This window comes from Ruegeria sp. SATB045 (assembly GCF_059613525.1).
The window spans coordinates 18,017-34,089 of the sequence record NZ_JBXWSR010000032.1 but is presented as its reverse complement, the minus strand read 5'-3'; the positions used below and the strand labels follow the sequence as shown (position 1 = coordinate 34,089).

General features: G+C 56.4%; 15 protein-coding genes. 8 read left to right on the top strand and 7 right to left on the bottom strand.

All coding sequences use genetic code 11. The annotated features are described in order from the left end of the window. Positions 1-952: 952 nt before the first annotated feature. The 3 genes from AC2FNR_RS17900 to AC2FNR_RS17890 all read left to right on the top strand — a co-directional run bounded on the left by AC2FNR_RS17900 (position 953) and on the right by AC2FNR_RS17890 (position 3,884). Positions 953-2,611: a TadE/TadG family type IV pilus assembly protein gene (locus AC2FNR_RS17900; protein ID WP_496850491.1), complete on the top strand. Its 1,659-nt coding sequence runs from the start codon at positions 953-955 to the stop codon at positions 2,609-2,611. A gap of 93 nt (positions 2,612-2,704) precedes the next feature. After that, positions 2,705-3,244 (top strand): TadE/TadG family type IV pilus assembly protein, encoded by a 540-nt coding sequence (locus AC2FNR_RS17895; RefSeq protein ID WP_496850489.1) that lies wholly within the window; start codon positions 2,705-2,707, stop codon positions 3,242-3,244. 1 nt (position 3,245) lies between these two features. After that, on the top strand, positions 3,246-3,884 hold the full coding sequence (locus tag AC2FNR_RS17890; protein ID WP_496850488.1) for a TadE/TadG family type IV pilus assembly protein: 639 nt from the start codon (positions 3,246-3,248) through the stop codon (positions 3,882-3,884). On the opposite strand, the gene AC2FNR_RS17885 is transcribed toward AC2FNR_RS17890, so the two are convergent. Both AC2FNR_RS17885 and AC2FNR_RS17880 read right to left on the bottom strand, forming a co-directional pair. Beyond that, the gene (locus AC2FNR_RS17885; RefSeq protein ID WP_496850486.1) at positions 3,881-4,063 is read right to left on the bottom strand and encodes a hypothetical protein; all 183 of its coding nucleotides are present in this window, start codon (positions 4,061-4,063) and stop codon (positions 3,881-3,883) included. The two genes, AC2FNR_RS17890 and AC2FNR_RS17885, sit on opposite strands and share 4 nt — an antisense overlap. A gap of 59 nt (positions 4,064-4,122) precedes the next feature. Beyond that, positions 4,123-5,556, bottom strand: coding sequence for a mannose-1-phosphate guanylyltransferase/mannose-6-phosphate isomerase (locus tag AC2FNR_RS17880; protein ID WP_496850484.1), 1,434 nt, complete (start codon positions 5,554-5,556; stop codon positions 4,123-4,125). Between the two features lie 345 nt (positions 5,557-5,901). Between AC2FNR_RS17880 and AC2FNR_RS17875 the strand changes: the two genes are divergently transcribed. The 5 genes from AC2FNR_RS17875 to AC2FNR_RS17855 are packed head-to-tail and all read left to right on the top strand — an operon-like array spanning position 5,902 to position 11,749. Further along, positions 5,902-6,891, top strand: coding sequence for a BMP family protein (locus tag AC2FNR_RS17875; RefSeq protein ID WP_170353890.1), 990 nt, complete (start codon positions 5,902-5,904; stop codon positions 6,889-6,891). A 40-nt stretch (positions 6,892-6,931) separates the two neighbouring features. Then, positions 6,932-8,449, top strand: coding sequence for an ABC transporter ATP-binding protein (locus tag AC2FNR_RS17870; RefSeq protein WP_496850482.1), 1,518 nt, complete (start codon positions 6,932-6,934; stop codon positions 8,447-8,449). Then, a complete protein-coding gene (locus tag AC2FNR_RS17865; RefSeq protein WP_480497998.1) occupies positions 8,449-9,519 on the top strand; it encodes an ABC transporter permease in 1,071 nt (356 codons plus the stop codon). Before AC2FNR_RS17870 ends, AC2FNR_RS17865 begins: the two co-directional genes overlap by 1 nt. After that, positions 9,519-10,460, top strand: coding sequence for an ABC transporter permease (locus AC2FNR_RS17860; protein WP_170755424.1), 942 nt, complete (start codon positions 9,519-9,521; stop codon positions 10,458-10,460). The genes AC2FNR_RS17865 and AC2FNR_RS17860 overlap by 1 nt, the downstream gene beginning before the upstream one ends. Before the next feature lie 2 nt (positions 10,461-10,462). After that, complete coding sequence (locus AC2FNR_RS17855) at positions 10,463-11,749, top strand: amidohydrolase family protein (protein WP_496850481.1); 1,287 nt, start codon at positions 10,463-10,465, stop codon at positions 11,747-11,749. 3 nt (positions 11,750-11,752) lie between these two features. On the opposite strand, the gene AC2FNR_RS17850 is transcribed toward AC2FNR_RS17855, so the two are convergent. From AC2FNR_RS17850 to AC2FNR_RS17830, 5 genes are read right to left on the bottom strand one after another with little or no spacing between them, the layout of a single operon-like run. Then, positions 11,753-12,043, bottom strand: coding sequence for a hypothetical protein (locus tag AC2FNR_RS17850; RefSeq protein ID WP_496850479.1), 291 nt, complete (start codon positions 12,041-12,043; stop codon positions 11,753-11,755). Further along, positions 12,033-13,079, bottom strand: coding sequence for a hypothetical protein (locus tag AC2FNR_RS17845; RefSeq protein ID WP_496850477.1), 1,047 nt, complete (start codon positions 13,077-13,079; stop codon positions 12,033-12,035). The genes AC2FNR_RS17850 and AC2FNR_RS17845 overlap by 11 nt, the downstream gene beginning before the upstream one ends. Continuing rightward, positions 13,076-13,486 carry a DUF4383 domain-containing protein gene (locus AC2FNR_RS17840; RefSeq protein ID WP_496850475.1) on the bottom strand — a complete coding sequence of 137 codons (411 nt, stop codon included), beginning with the start codon at positions 13,484-13,486 and terminating at the stop codon, positions 13,076-13,078. The genes AC2FNR_RS17845 and AC2FNR_RS17840 overlap by 4 nt, the downstream gene beginning before the upstream one ends. Then, entirely contained in the window at positions 13,483-14,970 is a 1,488-nt protein-coding gene (locus AC2FNR_RS17835; protein ID WP_496850474.1) for an FAD-binding protein, read from the bottom strand. Before AC2FNR_RS17835 ends, AC2FNR_RS17840 begins: the two co-directional genes overlap by 4 nt. After that, a complete protein-coding gene (locus AC2FNR_RS17830; protein ID WP_480870305.1) occupies positions 14,967-15,911 on the bottom strand; it encodes an alpha/beta fold hydrolase in 945 nt (314 codons plus the stop codon). Before AC2FNR_RS17830 ends, AC2FNR_RS17835 begins: the two co-directional genes overlap by 4 nt. Between the last annotated feature and the right edge of the window lie 162 nt (positions 15,912-16,073).

The following is a 16,073-nucleotide window of genomic DNA, read 5'->3' as shown; positions in this document are numbered from 1 at the left end:
GCCCGTTCAGACTACAATTGATCCCCCGGATCAATTGCTTAACGTCTTCACCTCGTCAGCCGCATAACCTGAAGGTCAGAGGCGCAAACCCTAATCCCAAAACCAATCTCTAGTGCCAGAGAACTATAGCCTACACGCCCAAAGAGGCGTTTTCTGCATTTGACGTGTTGGAGCGTGGTGCTACGGCGGTGCTACGCAACACAGCAAAGATAGGCACACTAACAGAATCAAAACGAACCACCGTAGTCGTCGATTCTCTCTCTCCTGAAGAAAAACCAACCCGCAGTCTCCGTCGGTACTGTCAGCACCGTCAGCGAAGTGAAACTGCATAGCTCAATGACGTTTGCGTAAGTATTTTCTGCTTGTTCGAAACAACCCACGCGACCTAACCGCGCGAGTCGGGTTATCGATGTGGCAGCCGGTCAGGATCAGCAACCGGGATCCCGCCGTAACGATTCAGAGTTAGAGGGCTCAGAATCGATTAATCACTGAGTGCTAAAAAATGAATTTCAAGCTTGGTGGAAACAATAAGTGACTAACTGGTATGTGGTTCACCAATTCATGTTCAAAAATGACCGTAGTCAGCGATGAAAGACATGTAGCTTAAAGCGTGTGACACAAAGTTTCCGTGCCCCTAATCGACTAAACCAAACAAGTAGGTTGTTTGGTTCGGAAAAATAATGCGAGCACAGCAGCATTTCAAACTTCTGAAATACAACAGAAAACTTGGCACACATACCGCTAGGATGGCATTCGCGAGTACTCGTCTCACCGGATATGACGATGCCGCAGAGTCACGGGTTTGAAGATGGTACAAGCTATCCGATTAAAAGAATGTGTCCCAAAATTGACAAAATTCGTTCATTTCCAGTTCATTTTAAGTTCATTTTGGTGTAAGTTATTAACTGCTTTTTCAAATTGTTCGCGGTTCCACCAGTTATGAGTTGTTCAGATGGGTACAGATTTTGAAGATTTGACCGAAGGAAAATCGGTCTTCCTTTCGATAAAGCGAAGCCAGCAAACCAGCGATGACGCATGTGGATTGATGACCCGTTTCCGTAGCGAGTCCGAGGGTGCGGTTCTGGTTTTGGTCGCCATGATGATCATCCCGATGCTTGCCTTTATTGGGTTTGCGCTGGAGCTTGCACTGACCGAGAATGTTCGGGTCAAACTGCAAAATACGACGGACGCGGCCAGCCTTGCCTCGGCGGATCTTGAGCAGGTTTTGGATCCTGAAGATCTGGTCGAGGATTTTTTTGAAAAAGCAGGGCTTGCTGCCAACCTGAAGAATGTCTCGATAGTAAACACGCCAACTGAACGGACGGTAAGAATTACTGCGGGCGAAGAAGTTCCGGCTTATCTAACACAAGTTGTGGGTTGGGAGTCATGGGATGTACCCGTTGTTGGTGCTGCAACAGAGTCGCGCCAGGATCTGGAAATTGCAGTCGCCCTGGACAATTCCGGTTCGATGTCGTGGGCGCCAGGGGCTACCAGCGGGCCAGCTGCCACACCGTCTCGGATGGATTTGTTGATTCCAGCAGCCCAAGCATTCGTAGACGCTGTCCAGCCCCGCCCGGGTCAGCCAGGTAACACAACGATTTCACTCGTTCCATTTGCAACCCAGGTTTCCGTTGGTGAAGCATTGCTTAGCAACTTCACGGTCAGTTCTGAGCATTCCACTTCGAACTGCGTGACCTTCAGCAACGCTTCCGACTACCAAACGACAGCCATCCCTACAGATACGACCCTGTCCAGAACGGCGCACCATGACGCCCGAGGGCTTGGCAGCGATGTCACTCAGTTTGGCGCAGTTTGCCCAACTGACTCTGCTGTACGTGACATTGTTCCATGGGCGGAGGATCCCGAAGTTCTTAAGGCGCGTATCCGAGCAATGCAGCCTTACGGTTTCACTTCGATTGAAATGGCGACGAAATGGGGCGCTGCCATGCTGGATCCGTCGTTGAGACCGGTTTTGTCATCCTTGTCAGAAACTGCCGGATTTGAATACTTAGCCGCTCCGGCCGCACGAAACGTTCCTGATGACTTCACCAGCGCCGATACGGTAAAATATCTGATCGTGATGTCAGACGGTGAGAACACGCAGAGCTACGACATCAAACCCCCCTTTCGCAGTGGCAATTCGCCGGTATTCAACGTGCCAGGAACGAACAGGTATGCCTATTTCAGGAACCGTCGCGGGCCATTTGATTACTATCACGTCCCGGGTAACTTCTGGAGCACGTCGCCAGGCGGAGGAGCCGTCCGTTTGACTTGGCCAGAGGTCTGGGCAGCTATGCCAGTACGCCGATTTGTAAACGACATACTTGCGCCAGCGGATACCCGGCGATCGGCCAACAACCATTATAATCGGATCGTCACATCAACCCTAAACACGACGAAGAACCCTCGTACCTCCGCGATCTGTCAGACGGCCAAGGACAGTGGTATCACTATCTTTACCATCGGCATGGATACCTATGCGCAGGGCGATGCCACTCTTTTGGACTGTGCCTCGTCCCCCGCCTTTTTCTATGACGTGAATAGCCTCGATATTGCCTCGGCCTTTGAGTCGATCGCGCGGCAGATCAACCGCTTGCGATTGACACAGTAGCGAGGGCGGAGCATTTTGATCATGACTACCATTCGTAACGACAAAAATATGGTCGTATCGCAACAACCAGAATCCAATGCGAACGGCGGCTTTATGACCAGACTTCGAAATTGGCGAAAGAACGAAGCTGGCGCAGTGCTGGTCGAATATGCGTTCTGCTTACCGCTGCTTTTGTTGATCTGCTATATGACGCTTGAGTTCAGCTTTCTGAAGATGCGCCAGATCTCGCTGGATCGTGTGACGGACCAGACTTTTCGCGAGCTACGCCTCGGATTGATTCCCGATCCGGATCACGAAAAGGTCAAAGATGCTATGTGTGCCAAACCCTTGGCGCGTTTCATCCTTTGGAATTGTTCGAACAACCTGTTGCTGCAGGTGCGCGAGGTAGAAAGATCGGTGTGGAACTTGGATCTGGGTCAAACCAATTGCCTCGATACGACACCGGAAGACGGTTATATGCCGCCAATTGATTTCAGTACTGGAATCGAGAACCAGTTGATGGTGGCGCGGGCCTGCCTGATTCAGGGCTCATTGTTTCCCCCGATCAACGCGCTGCGATCGCTGCCGCGGTATGACGAGTTCGGGAATTTCGCCCTTGTGTCCAAATCAGCCTTTGTGAACGAGCCTTTCTGACATGTTTAACCAGTTGAACAGTTACACCCGCGCCGTGTCTGGCGCTGTTGCCCGCCTTAAAGCAGATACAAGCGGTGCCGCGCTTGTCGAGATGGGAATGGTGTTACCGTTTCTGATCTTTTTGACGGCCGGAGGTATCGTTGTGCAGGATGCGATACGGGTTACGTATCTGCAGTCCAAGGCAGCCTATACTGTATCTGACATGGTCAGCCGGGAAGACAATTTCATCGATTCAAGCTATTTCGACGGTATGGACAGCATTTACAGGTTTCTGACAAACAACAGTTATCCAACCGAACTCAGGATGTCGACGGTCGAGTGTACGGCAGATTGCGCGGATCAGACGCAGCGTGTTCTGGAATTCTGTTGGTCCGAGTCGACCGACGGGCTGACGGATCTTACAAATGCGCAGATGATCTTCTACGCGGACCGGATCCCGCTTTTTGCTGAGGGTGACACGTTACTCATGACCGAGGCGTTTCTGGACTATACCCCTTGGTTTGGCGATTTGATTATCTCAGCCCAAACCTTTGATTCGATAGCCTTCACTCGCCCGCGTTTGGCACCGCAAATTAAGTTCGATACGGGCGCCATAGATACGGACGGTAACCAGATCATCCGGGATTGTTTTAACAACTAATTCAAAGCCCGGATGCCACCGACGACTGTACCTCTGCCGTTCGGCAGAGGCAGTTCGACAACTTTTTCGCCTCCACGCATGCCCAAAAGCCAATAGTGAACAATTGCCACCCGAAGCCCCGCCAAATCGGCCGAATTCCTCTCGGAATGCTCGGTCGGATGCGCTTTAAAATCTGTCATTCAAAAAACCTGTGAAGCTGACAGCGCTTCAATACTGCGCTGCCGTCAAGTTGATGCGATCAGTCCCGCGCATAAACGTCTTCGTATCGAATGATGTCATCTTCGCCGACATAGGCGCCGGTCTGAACTTCGATCAGTACCATGGGCACTTTGCCCGGATTCTCCATCCGGTGGACCGAGCCGAGAGGTACGTAAACGCTCTGGTTTTCGGTCACCAGTTTTACGTCGTCGTCGATTGTCACTTTTGCGGTGCCTTCGACCACGATCCAATGCTCAGACCGGTGGACATGGCTTTGCAGCGACAATGACGCGCCGGGATGGACAAGTATCCGCTTGACCTGAAAGCGGTCACCCACAACCAGGCTCTCAAACCACCCCCAAGGCCGATGGTCCTTGGGGAATTGGGTGGCTTGCGCCGACCCCTTGGTCTTGAGCGCGGAAACGGCTTTCTTGACATCCTGCGCGCGGGACTTGTCTGCCACCAGCACCGCATCATTCATCGCGACGGCCATAATATTGTTCAACCCGATACCCACGACCTCAAGCCTGTCGCTGTCCGACCGTAGCAGAGTGTCATGACAGTCGATGGCGGTGGCATCTCCGGTGGTCACGACTCCGTCGGCATCTGGCCCGCTTTCGCGCCATACCGCGTCCCAGCCGCCCAGATCCGACCAGGCTGCATCAAACGGAACCACGGCTAGGTTGTCCGCCTTTTCCATGACTGCATAGTCGATCGAGATATCCTCGGCCTTCGACCATGGTTCAGCTGCAAGACGCAGAAAGCCCAGGTCAGGTTTAGCGACGTCCAGCGCTTTTTGCACAGGCTCCAGCAGCGTTGGCGCATGTTTTTCGAAAGCTGCAATGATATCGGTCGCGCGGAACAGAAAGATACCGGCGTTCCATTTGAAATTTCCAGCCGCCAACATCTGAGCCGCCCGCTCGGCATCGGGCTTTTCCACGAATTGCTTCAAAGGAACAGTGGCGCCGTCTGTGCCGGGTTGTTCAGCCAGTTCCAGGTATCCATAAGCCGTTTCCGCATGTGTCGGCGTTATGCCAAATGTCACCAGTTGCCCCTGCGCCACCGCATCCAGACCCTGTGCCACAGCAGCGTGAAATGCTGCGACATCAGGAACGACGTGGTCGGACGGTGCAACCAACAGCACTGCGTCTTTGTTTTCAGCATGCGCATGAAGGGCGGCAGCCAGAACGGCTGGGGCAGTGTTGCGGCCCTCGGGCTCGATCAGGATGGCACCGGGGTCAATGCCAACGGCCTGCAATTGCTCGGTCACGATAAAGCGAAAGTCCGAGTTGGTCAGAACCATTGGTGCGGTGCATTGCAGCTGATCGTTGTCAGCGGACAATCGCAGCGCCGAGCTTTGAAACAGGGTGTTGTCCCCGATCAGGGACACGAATTGCTTTGGATAGCTTTTGCGGGAAAGCGGCCACAAGCGGGTTCCAGAGCCTCCGCACAAAAGAACGGGAGTAATCTGCATGTTGGTTTCACTCAATCAAACCTAGGTTGTCTTTGGTCCTAGAGAATGGCCTTTCCTTTGACAAGCTAAGGGGCATGTTTGCGATGTAGAATTCTCAATTTTGATTGAGTTCGCACATTTTTGACTCACCCCTTATCCAAAAGGTGAAGCTCATGTGCCCAAGACTGCCCTATTGCCGTTTGGAAGGTACTAAGCTTTTGTTTCTAAAAGCCGAAAAGAGTTTGCAGGCGATGATTAAAAAATGGTCGCCAGAGTCAAAAAACCGTGCAACCACCCGCTACGCCAGATGAACAATTTGACTGAACAGTAAAAAAATGCTCGCATCCCAAAAAACAGGAGAGTGTCATGGCTGATCATAAATTATCGCGAAGGTTATTGCTTGCTGCCGTTGCAGCGGCGTCCACTTTGTACTCTGCCGGTCTGGCGGCGGCTGAGACGGTCAAGGTGGCCGCAATCTACACTCTGCCGGTGGAACAACAATGGATCAGCCGCATCCACAAAGCGCTGAACGCTGCCGCCGAGCGCGGCGATATCGAATACGTATTCTCGGAGAACGTGGCCAACACGGATTACGAGCGGGTGATGCGCGAATATGCTGAACAGGGTTCGCAACTGATCGTGGGCGAGGTGTTTGGTCTGGAACGTGCGGCGCGCAAAGTGGCCAAGGATTATCCTGACACGGCATTCCTGATGGGATCGTCCTTCGGTCCTGTGGGGCCGAATTTCTCGGTCTTTGACAACTGGATTCACGAACCTTCCTATCTGACAGGCATGGTTGCCGGTGCCGCGACTGAATCGAACGTGATCGGTATGGTCGGCGGTTACGCCATCCCCGAGGTGAACCGCCTGATGAACGCCTTCATGGACGGCGCACGCGAGGTGAACCCGGATGTCAAATTCCTCGTGACCTTTATCGACAGCTGGTACGACCCGCCTAAAGCCAAGGAAAGCGCGATCGCCATGATGGATGCGGGTGCGGACATCATGTATGCCGAACGCTTTGGTGTATCGGATGCAGCGGTTGAGCGCGGCGTCAAGGCCGTCGGCAACGTCATCGACACGTCGGGCGACTATCCGGGTACGATCATGGCATCGGCCTTGTGGCATATGGAGCCGACAATCGACAAAGCCATCGCCAACGTTTCCAGCGGCACGTTCGAGGCGTCGGATTACGGCCAGTACAGCTTTATGGGCTATGGCGGTGGCTCGATGGTTCTGGACGAGGAGCTGGTGCCTGCTGATGTTGTCGAAGCGGTCAATGCCCGTCAGGCGGAAATCCTTGATGGCCTGTTCCGCGTGAATGTGAATGACGATCGCCCGGTCTCGGACCAGTGATCCCTTTCGGGCCGGTCTTTGAAACCGGCCCATTTTCCAAATGACCAAATCCACAGTTCTGAAACTCAACGGGTTGAGCAAGCATTTCGGCCCGGTTATCGCCAATGACAACGTCGACCTGAGCCTGAACAAGGGTGAGGTTCTGGCATTGCTGGGCGAAAATGGCGCGGGCAAGACCACGCTGATGAATATGCTGTTTGGGCATTATTTGCCCGATTCAGGCTCTATTGACGTGGCGGATGAGGCCGGGCATCTGCACCCCTTGCCGCTGGGCCATCCGCAGGTGGCACTGGCTTCGGGCGTAGGGATGGTGCATCAGCATTTCACGCTGGCCGAGAATATTTCGGCTTTGGACAACATTACACTTGGGTCCGAGCCCTTGTTTGCCTTGCGCCGCAACCGGCGCGAAGCCCGCCGCAAGATCGAGGCGATCATGGCGCAAAGCGGCCTGACCGCGCCCCTGGACACACCGGTCGGGCGTTTGTCAGTGGGTGAGCGTCAGCGTGTCGAGATTCTCAAAGCCCTCTACCGCGACGCGCGCATTCTGGTTCTGGACGAACCGACTGCCGTTCTGACCCCGCAAGAGGCCGACACGCTGTTCCAGAACATTCGACAGATGACGGACGAGGGGCTGTCAGTCATTTTCATCAGTCACAAACTGCGCGAGGTTTTGTCTTTCTCTGATCGTATCGCTGTGTTGCGCCACGGGAAGAAGGTCGGCGAGATGTTGACTGCGGATGCCGACGAGAAATCGATCGCACGCATGATGGTTGGTGCCGACACGCCCGAGCTGGCCGGGTCCGAACTGACACCGGGTGATCCCGTGCTGACCATGTCCGACGTTTCGGTTCCAGGGCGGTCCAAACGGGACACATTGACCGGGGTGAACATGACTGTGCGTGCGCATGAAATTCTGGGGATTGCCGGTGTATCGGGCAACGGGCAAAGCGGTCTGGCCAACGTCATTGCGGGTCTGACAAGGCCAGAACAGGGTCTAATTCGGGTGGATGGCGTCGAAATCACCTCTCCGACCCCTGCTAAAATGGTGGGTGCAGGCGTTGGCCGGATTCCTGAAGATCGGCATCACGAGGGGATCGTAGGGGCCATGAGCGTGGCCGAAAACATGGTGATAGAGCGGTTAAACGACCCCGAGGTTCAGTCCTACGGTTTGTTGCTGCGGGAAGATATCCAAGACAACGCAGAGAGGCTGTCCAAAGCCTATGACGTGCGCGGACCGGGTGTTGATGCGCCAGCGCGGTTGTTGTCGGGGGGCAATATCCAAAAGCTTATTCTGGCGCGTGTGTTCGACCGCTCCCCTCGCCTTATTCTGGCAAACCAACCGACACGTGGTCTGGACATGGGCGCGGCGGCTGAGGTCGGCAAACGTCTGCTGAACGCACGGGCGCGTGGCGCTGGTGTGGTCCTGATTTCCGAGGACCTTGATGAATTGCTAAGCCTAGCGGACCGCATCGTTGTGATCCGTGACGGCGAATTGCATGAAGCCCCCGGTCGCGACCGCGAGCAGATCGGACTGATGATGGCAGGAGAACCGGCATGATCCGCATCGAACCGCGCCAAACCCAGTCGCGGGCTTTCACTCTGGGTGTGCCCATCCTGTCCGCCGTGATCGCGCTGGGCTTTGCTGCCATTCCACTGTTGGCTGCGGGTGCAAATCCGATCACTGCATATGCCGAGATGTTTCGTGGCGTCTTTGGGTCGGTCTTTGCCTTCTCTGAGGTGCTGACGCGGGCGACACCGTTGATCTTTACCGGCCTCGCCGCCGCGTTGGCCTTTCGCGCAAAGCTGTGGAACATCGGGGCCGAGGGACAGCTTTATCTGGGCGCTATGGCCGCCGTGGCTATTGGATCTGGGGTGCTGGATATCTCTGGCATCCTTCTGTTACCGCTGATCGTTCTTATGGGCGCGGCGGCGGGGGCGGCGGGGATGGTCGCTCCCACTTATTTGAAAACCCGCTTTGGTGCGGATGAGGTGGTCACGACGCTGTTGCTGAACTTCATTATCCTGATCTTCGTTCAGATGATGCTGGAAGGGCCATTGAAAGATCCGATGGGGTTGGGTTGGCCGCAATCTGCTCCGGTTTTGGATCAGGGAATGCTGCCTCCGTTGTTGGACCGGATGCGCGTTCATTCGGGGCTTATTTTGGCTCTAATACTGGCCGGATTGGCACAATTCATGTTGGCGCGATCTGTATGGGGCTTCCGGCTGCGCGCAGTCGGAGAGAACGCCGCCGCCGCGCGTCACGCAGGGATCAACGTGAACCGATCGCTGTTCGGCGTGGCCATTCTGTCGGGTGGTCTGGCCGGGCTTGCGGGTGTCAGTGAAGTCGCAGGTCTGAAAGGATACCTGACCGCTGATCTGTCGCCGGGCTTTGGCTACACGGGCATTGTCGTCGCCATGCTGGCGGGGCTGTCGCCGGTGGGGGTCGTGATTGCTGCGCTGTTTATCGCCTCAGTCTTCGTGGGCGCCGACAGTATGAGCCGGGCCATGGGGGTCTCGTCGTTCCTGGCGGATCTGGTCGTCTCAATGTCGTTGCTCTGCGTTCTGGTCGGCGGGTTTGTGGCGCGGTATCGCATCGTCCGGGCCAGCACCACGAGGGCTGCGTCATGATGGATATCCTTAACATCCTGCTCTCTGAAAGCTTTTGGGCTGCATCCCTGCGTATTGCTACACCGCTGATCTTTGGCGTGCTGGGCGCGCTGATCTGCGAACGGGCGGGCGTTTTGAACCTTGGAATCGAGGGCATCTTTGTCGTCGGCGCCATGTGCGGCTGGATGGCCGTCTGGTTGGGTGCTGGCTTGTGGGGTGGTGTTTTGGTTGCCGCTCTGGCCGGAGGGTTCTTCGGCTTGCTTCACGCGATCCTGACGGTGCCTTTGGGACTGTCGCAACACGTCTCGGGGCTGGGGATTACATTATTTGCGACCTCGGCCAGCTATTACACCTATCGCACGGCGCTGCCGAACGTTTCATCGCCGCCAAGGATCGAGCCGTTTCAGCCGCTGGATCTGCCTGTGCTGTCAGATTTACCTTTTTTAGGGTCTGTTTTGTTCCAACAGACGGCGCTGACATGGCTTGCGCTGCTGCTGGTTGTGGTGGTCTGGTACGTGCTGAACCGCACCGCGCTGGGCGTGGCGATCAAGGCCGTGGGCGACAACCCCGACAGCGTCGATGCGCAGGGTCTGTCGGTTTACGGCCTGCGGATCGGTGCCATCGTCGTGGGTTCGGCCCTGATGGCTCTGGGCGGAGCCTTCCTGACCATGAGCGCCTTTGACGCTTTCTTTTTCGGTATGGTCAATGGACGCGGCTGGGTCTGTATTGCGCTGGTCATTTTCGCCAGCTGGAGGCCGGGCAAGGCGCTGCTGGGCGCGCTGCTATTCGGTGCGTTCGACGCGCTACAGGTACGCTTGCAAACCGAGGTTGGTGCGTTGGTCCCCGGTCAGGTCTTCCTGATGGTACCCTATGTCCTGTCGATCATCGCCCTTGTGATTGCCGCGCGCTCGGCCGATTATCCACGAGCATTGCTTACCCCATGGTTTAAAGGTCAACGCTGACTATGGTCGATCTGCTTATCAAAAACGCCACCCTAACGGACGGTCAGACCGGCATGGATATCGCCTGCCAGGGCGGCAAGATCACGGCGGTCGAGGCCGGAATCACCGCCGACGCGGCAGAGGTGATCGACGCCCAGGGTCAGCTGGTCTCACCCCCTTTTGTCGATCCGCATTTCCACATGGATGCGACCCTATCACTGGGCAATCCACGCATGAACGTCTCGGGCACGCTGCTTGAGGGGATCGCGCTGTGGGGCGAGTTAAAGCCGTTGCAATCGGTCGATGACATCGTCGCCCGCGCGTTGCGCTATTGCGAGCTTGCCGTAGCCAAGGGCATCGGCGCGATCCGCAGCCATGTGGATACTTGCGATGATGAACTGAAGGGCGTGCAGGCGCTGTTGCAGGTACGCGAGCAGGTGAAAGACTATTTGGACCTGCAATTGGTGGCCTTCCCGCAGGATGGTGTGTTACGCGACCGGACCGCGATGCAGAACACACTCCGCGCGCTGGATATGGGCGTCGATGTGGTGGGCGGTATCCCGCATTTCGAAAGGACCATGTCGGATGGGGCGGAATCCGTCCGACTGCTGTGTGAAATCGCGGCTGAACGCGGCTTGATGGTCGATATGCACTGTGATGAGAGTGACGACCCCCATAGCCGCCATATCGAGACGCTTGCCTATGAAACCCAGCGATTGGGGCTGAATGGCCGGGTGGCGGGGTCGCATCTGACGTCGATGCACTCGATGGACAATTACTACGTTTCGAAACTGATCCCGCTGATGGTCGAGGCCGGGGTGCATGCAATCCCGAACCCTCTGATCAACATCATGCTGCAAGGCCGCCATGACAGCTATCCCAAGCGACGGGGCCAGACCCGCGTACGAGAGTTGCGCGATGCGGGGATCACGGTCGGGTTCGGCTCTGACTGTGTGATGGATCCCTGGTATTCGCTGGGCAAGGCCGACATGCTGGACGTGGCCTTTATGGGGTTGCATGTGGGGCAGTTATCCAGCCGTGCAGACATGACATGGTGTTTCGAAGCGGTAACCACGAATTCCGCCCGCATCATGGGGTTGGACGGATACGGTGTGGCCAAAGGCTGTGATGCGAATTTCGTGCTGTTGCAAGCGGCAGATCCGATTGAGGCGATCCGCTTACGCGCGCACCGGCTGGCTGTGGTGCGCAAGGGGCGGGTGATCTCTCGGTCGGTCCCGGTGACGCATGATCTGAGCCTGCCGTCCGGAAAAAGAACGCTGGACGAGGCTCGTGTTCCATTTGAAGGATAGTTATCAAACCTTCGGCAGCGGCAAACATCCCGGCAGGCCCGCCGGCAGAACCAGCCTTGCTCCGCTGGCGTAGAGCGATTTGGCGAACCCCGGCATGTCCGAGGCCACTGTCACACTAAACCTCGAGGCCGTCAGCACCGCTGTGTCGTCAGGAAGGTTCCGAAGTAACCCGTCCTGCGGTAGCACCACGACATAGGCCGGAGCTTCGTCCGTCAGCAGGGCAACGATTACAAGCGTCGCTATCCAGCCCAGCAACACCATGGGCAAGGTGGTTAGGATCGACTTAATAGTCATGTACGTGTTCCAGCGTCAGACCCGAGCTCTCTAGCTGGCGCAGGGTTTCGAGAAGAGCCGGAACCTTTACCACGATCAGATGCCGATAATCCCCATATCCCTGACGAGGGGTACTGAATACGGAACCTGCTGTGGTTGGTTGATCCGAAATGGCGGTGAACATTATGTCGTCATTGCCCGCGATCTCGACCACTTCCAGCCCGTCGCGGGCCATCTGAGCCAGCAGATTGGTCAGGGTACGGTAGCGGGGGGTTTCAACTTCAGTCCCTTCTGGCCGAATGGCGATGACCTTAACATCCGTATAGCCAGTGATGTCCTCATCTGCGGTCAGGATCATTCGCAGGGTCAGTTCATCGGTGCCCACCTGCGCCACGGCTTGTTCAATTACGCCAGCATAGGCGTCTTTCGCCGTGTACTCCAACCCCAGCGCAATGGCCCGTTCGCTGTCACGCAAAGATCCGGTGGATTGTTCCAACAGGGCCTGTGCGTCTTCGGCAAATGGCCATTTGTACCATGGAACCTGCTGCAGGAATTCTGCATATGCAGAGGCTTGTCGCGCAGAAAGATCGTCAAGTGGCGCACGATCAGGTTCGCGCAGTGCGGCAAACAGGCGGCCCACCGTTTCTTCATAGGCAGCTTTCATGGCCAATTCGGCGGTAAAGCTGGTGCCGATAACGTAGACCATCTGTTTGGTGGGCCAATCAATCTCACCATGGGCCGAGGCGTTTTCAGTCAGGGCACAGAGCGATGTCCAGAACCCGGTGATCCCCTGCCAGAAGCCGTAATCATGCGGGTCTCCCGTGCTGATAACCTTGGCATAGTCATCATAGGCATGAACGATATGCCATTCGGGATAGGTCATCAGTGTCCGCGTTTCCGGGCGGTGATGTTCCGGGGGCAGAAGCGAAGCGTATGATTGCGGCTGTGCGGTGCCTTTGCAGCTTGTTTCGACATAGATGATGGGTGCGGCCAGTGCGATCACGACCACAACAATGAGCAGAACCAGGCGCCGAAGCCAGCGCAGAAGAAACCTCACGATGATCTCCTTGCGTCACGCAGTCCGACCCAGGCGGCGATACCGCCCAATGCCAGATGCGGAAGATTGGCAAAGATACGCCCCAGCGACAGGTCCATCCCGGCCGACGGATTGGTGAAGATGCCCATGTCCAGATAGCCGTAACCGGTGAAAAAGCCGAAGACGCCATCGCCCAGATAGGCCAGCCCGAACAGGATCAGGAACGTGCGCGCCGCTTTGTGCGACATGAGCCCCGCGATCAAAGCCCATAGGGCCGAGGCCACGTGTAGCGCGTCGTCATAGATATCCAGCGCGAAAATACCGAAGGCCAGCCCGTTTTCATCAGTCAGGCCGGGCACATAGTTCAACGACGCCGCAATCATCAGCGCGACGAAATAAACGATACATAGCTTTTGAAGGTTCGTCATACTTGCCCCAGATAGCTGTCCCAAAGGTTGTTTCGCAGCACCAGTTGCGGGTCAAGCGTACGTTTGACCCGCGCGAATTCTGCTGCGCGCGGATAAGCGGCTGTCAGTTGATCCAGCGTGGCATGCGGGCGGTAGGGCAGGTAATAGGCCCCTCCGATCTCGACAATTCGGTCAATCAGAGCGCGAGTCATGCGGGCCATGTCAGTCTCGCCCCGTTGCGTCATTTCCTGGCTGAAAGACATAACAGCGGCGATCCGGGGTTCCGAGGCAAACGACAGCACTGCCTGATCATCCTGTGCAACATAGCGCAGTGTGACATTCAGGAATTCCTGATACGAGGCCGGTATTACTTCGCGGCAGGCAGTCAGGAAATCATCAAAGGCGTCGAAGCCCACGAAGTATTCGTGCAGGATATCCGTGCGATCCGGGTTGCGGTCATCCAGCGTGACGACGGGTTCGTTAATCAACGAGTTCCGTGTCGCCTCGCCACCGCCCAGGGCCGGGCCCAGTTTGGTTTCGTTCCACCAACGGAATGTCTTGACTGCCTCGCTGCCCAGTTGCGCCCGATAAAGGCGGCTGGCTGCGTGTGACATCCAGCCCGATCCCGCCGCAGGGGGCAGGTCCGACTGATCGCCGGTTTCGCGATAGGTGATCAGCAGGGCGTGTTCGAAGAACGTCTCACGTTCAACATTCAGGCGACCATAGGCCATCGTGACAGCTGGATCTTCGACAGCCGCTTTGAAGCTGTCGGCAAAAGCGGTCGCCTCCATCACGTCAAAAGACGGTGTCAGTCGGGTATTCGGGACCATCTCGACTTCAAGGTCCACGATTATGCCGATCAGCCCGTAGCCACCCATGCCGAGGTTGAACAGATCGGCATTTTCGGTGGGTGAACAGGTGACAAGCTGTCCGGATGGCAACACCATGCGCAATGATCGCACCGTAGATCCCATAGGACCGAAGGGCACCGGCCATCCGTGTGCATTGACCGAATAGGTCGCAGCAACGCCGAAATCATGGTTTGACTGCATGACCTTTGGCGAAAATCCTGCAGGGTCCAGCGCCGAGATCACCTGAGACCACCGCGCGCCCGCATGCGCCAGATAGGTCTGCGCGGTACTGTCCATCTGAACAGAGCCATTATCGAAAGTCAGCGCCGTGCCGTTGCGTGGAATGGCCTGACCGCCCATCGAGTGTCGGGCCGCGCCCACATTGACCGGTCGCCCATCTGCCTGGGCCCGCGTCAACTCATTTCGAATTGCGGTCACAAGCGCGTCGCCGGCATCCTCGGTCATGACCAGATGTTTGTGGATCGGGGTCGGTGACAGGCCGCTGGCATCGTTCATGATCTTCGCGTCTTGGGGCGCAAAGGTGCGGTGCGTTCCGTCATAACTTGGCAAATCGGCACCAAGCCAGCGCGACAGGCCCCAACCGGCCACCCCTCCGGCGGCAAACAAGGCGGCTCTTCTGGTGAATGTGCTCATGAATCGGCCTCGTCAGGTCGTGCGTTTGAAAAGGTTTGCAATATCTCGATCAGCGCGGCCTGAAACGCCTGTGGGTCTTCAAGCTGAGGGATATGTCCCACGCCCGAAAGCGCCCTGTACTGCGCATCGGGGATCAAGGTCAGCAATTCTTCGGCCTGTTCCAACGGCGTCACGGTATCTTCGACGCCCCAGATCAGACCGACCGGCAATTGCAGCGCCTGCCAGTTCTCAGCTCGGGTGCTGAGCGCATTTTGGGGCGGAACCAGCAACTGGGGTAACCAGTCTGCCACCGCGGCAGTATATCCGATGCGGGCCATGGGTTCTTGCAAGAGCGCAGTGACATCATCCGTCGCTGCGGACTTGATGTGCAGGAAGCTGCGCAGGAAAGCTTTGGTCAAAATCGGGTTCGACACCGTGGCCGAGGCGATAAACGGGCGCACAGCATCGCTTTGCAGGTAAATGGGGGTCTCGGTTGGTGGATCATGCCTGCCAAGGGCTATCGCTCCGTTCACTACAACAAGGCCCGACACCAGATCAGGGCGGCTCATCACGGCTTCGACAACAGGGCCTGCCCCGATGGAATGTGCGACGGCTATTGGCTGGTTGTCCAATGCCTCAAGCAGGGCGATCACGCGATCGGCTTGTTTGGGGCGGCTGTAATCGCTGTCGTCAGGGTGTTGTGACCATCCAAACGGGGGCATATCAAACGCGATGGCGTGAAAGCCTGCGTCCCCGACGGAATCGAGCGAAGGAAGCCACAGGCCGGACCAGGCAGCCGTACCGTGCGCAAACAGGACCGGAACGCCAGTGTCAGGGCCACGTTCCAGCACAAAAACGGCACCTTCGGCTGTCTCGATCAATTGGCCGCCCAATGGCAGTTCTTGCCCAAAAGCGATGGTTTCGCGGTTGTTTGCAACAAGGCGCAGCCCGATCAGAACCATCGCCACAAGGACCAAACCCGTAAAAACAAATCTAAAAAACACACGCATTGAATTTATAGTTGGGCGCTTGAAGTTTTAATGCAACCGAGGAAAACCTTACCATTCCAAAGCGTGTGATTTTGGCAAAAGCTGACAGATCTCCGGCAGCTTGCTAGGGTAGTT

Bases quoted from the DNA above. Each gene is read 5' to 3' on its own strand.
- AC2FNR_RS17880 (WP_496850484.1), bottom strand. From the start codon at position 5,556: ATGCAGATTACTCCCGTTCTTTTGTGCGGAGGCTCTGGAACCCGCTTG.
- AC2FNR_RS17850 (WP_496850479.1), bottom strand. From the start codon at position 12,043: ATGACTATTAAGTCGATCCTAACCACCTTGCCCATGGTGTTGCTGGGC.
- AC2FNR_RS17895 (WP_496850489.1), top strand. From the start codon at position 2,705: ATGACCAGACTTCGAAATTGGCGAAAGAACGAAGCTGGCGCAGTGCTG.
- AC2FNR_RS17840 (WP_496850475.1), bottom strand. From the start codon at position 13,486: ATGACGAACCTTCAAAAGCTATGTATCGTTTATTTCGTCGCGCTGATG.
- AC2FNR_RS17860 (WP_170755424.1), top strand. From the start codon at position 9,519: ATGGATATCCTTAACATCCTGCTCTCTGAAAGCTTTTGGGCTGCATCC.
- AC2FNR_RS17885 (WP_496850486.1), bottom strand. From the start codon at position 4,063: ATGACAGATTTTAAAGCGCATCCGACCGAGCATTCCGAGAGGAATTCG.
- AC2FNR_RS17890 (WP_496850488.1), top strand. From the start codon at position 3,246: ATGTTTAACCAGTTGAACAGTTACACCCGCGCCGTGTCTGGCGCTGTT.
- AC2FNR_RS17835 (WP_496850474.1), bottom strand. From the start codon at position 14,970: ATGAGCACATTCACCAGAAGAGCCGCCTTGTTTGCCGCCGGAGGGGTG.
- AC2FNR_RS17855 (WP_496850481.1), top strand. From the start codon at position 10,463: ATGGTCGATCTGCTTATCAAAAACGCCACCCTAACGGACGGTCAGACC.
- AC2FNR_RS17875 (WP_170353890.1), top strand. From the start codon at position 5,902: ATGGCTGATCATAAATTATCGCGAAGGTTATTGCTTGCTGCCGTTGCA.
- AC2FNR_RS17870 (WP_496850482.1), top strand. From the start codon at position 6,932: ATGACCAAATCCACAGTTCTGAAACTCAACGGGTTGAGCAAGCATTTC.
- AC2FNR_RS17900 (WP_496850491.1), top strand. From the start codon at position 953: ATGGGTACAGATTTTGAAGATTTGACCGAAGGAAAATCGGTCTTCCTT.
- AC2FNR_RS17830 (WP_480870305.1), bottom strand. From the start codon at position 15,911: ATGGTTCTGATCGGGCTGCGCCTTGTTGCAAACAACCGCGAAACCATC.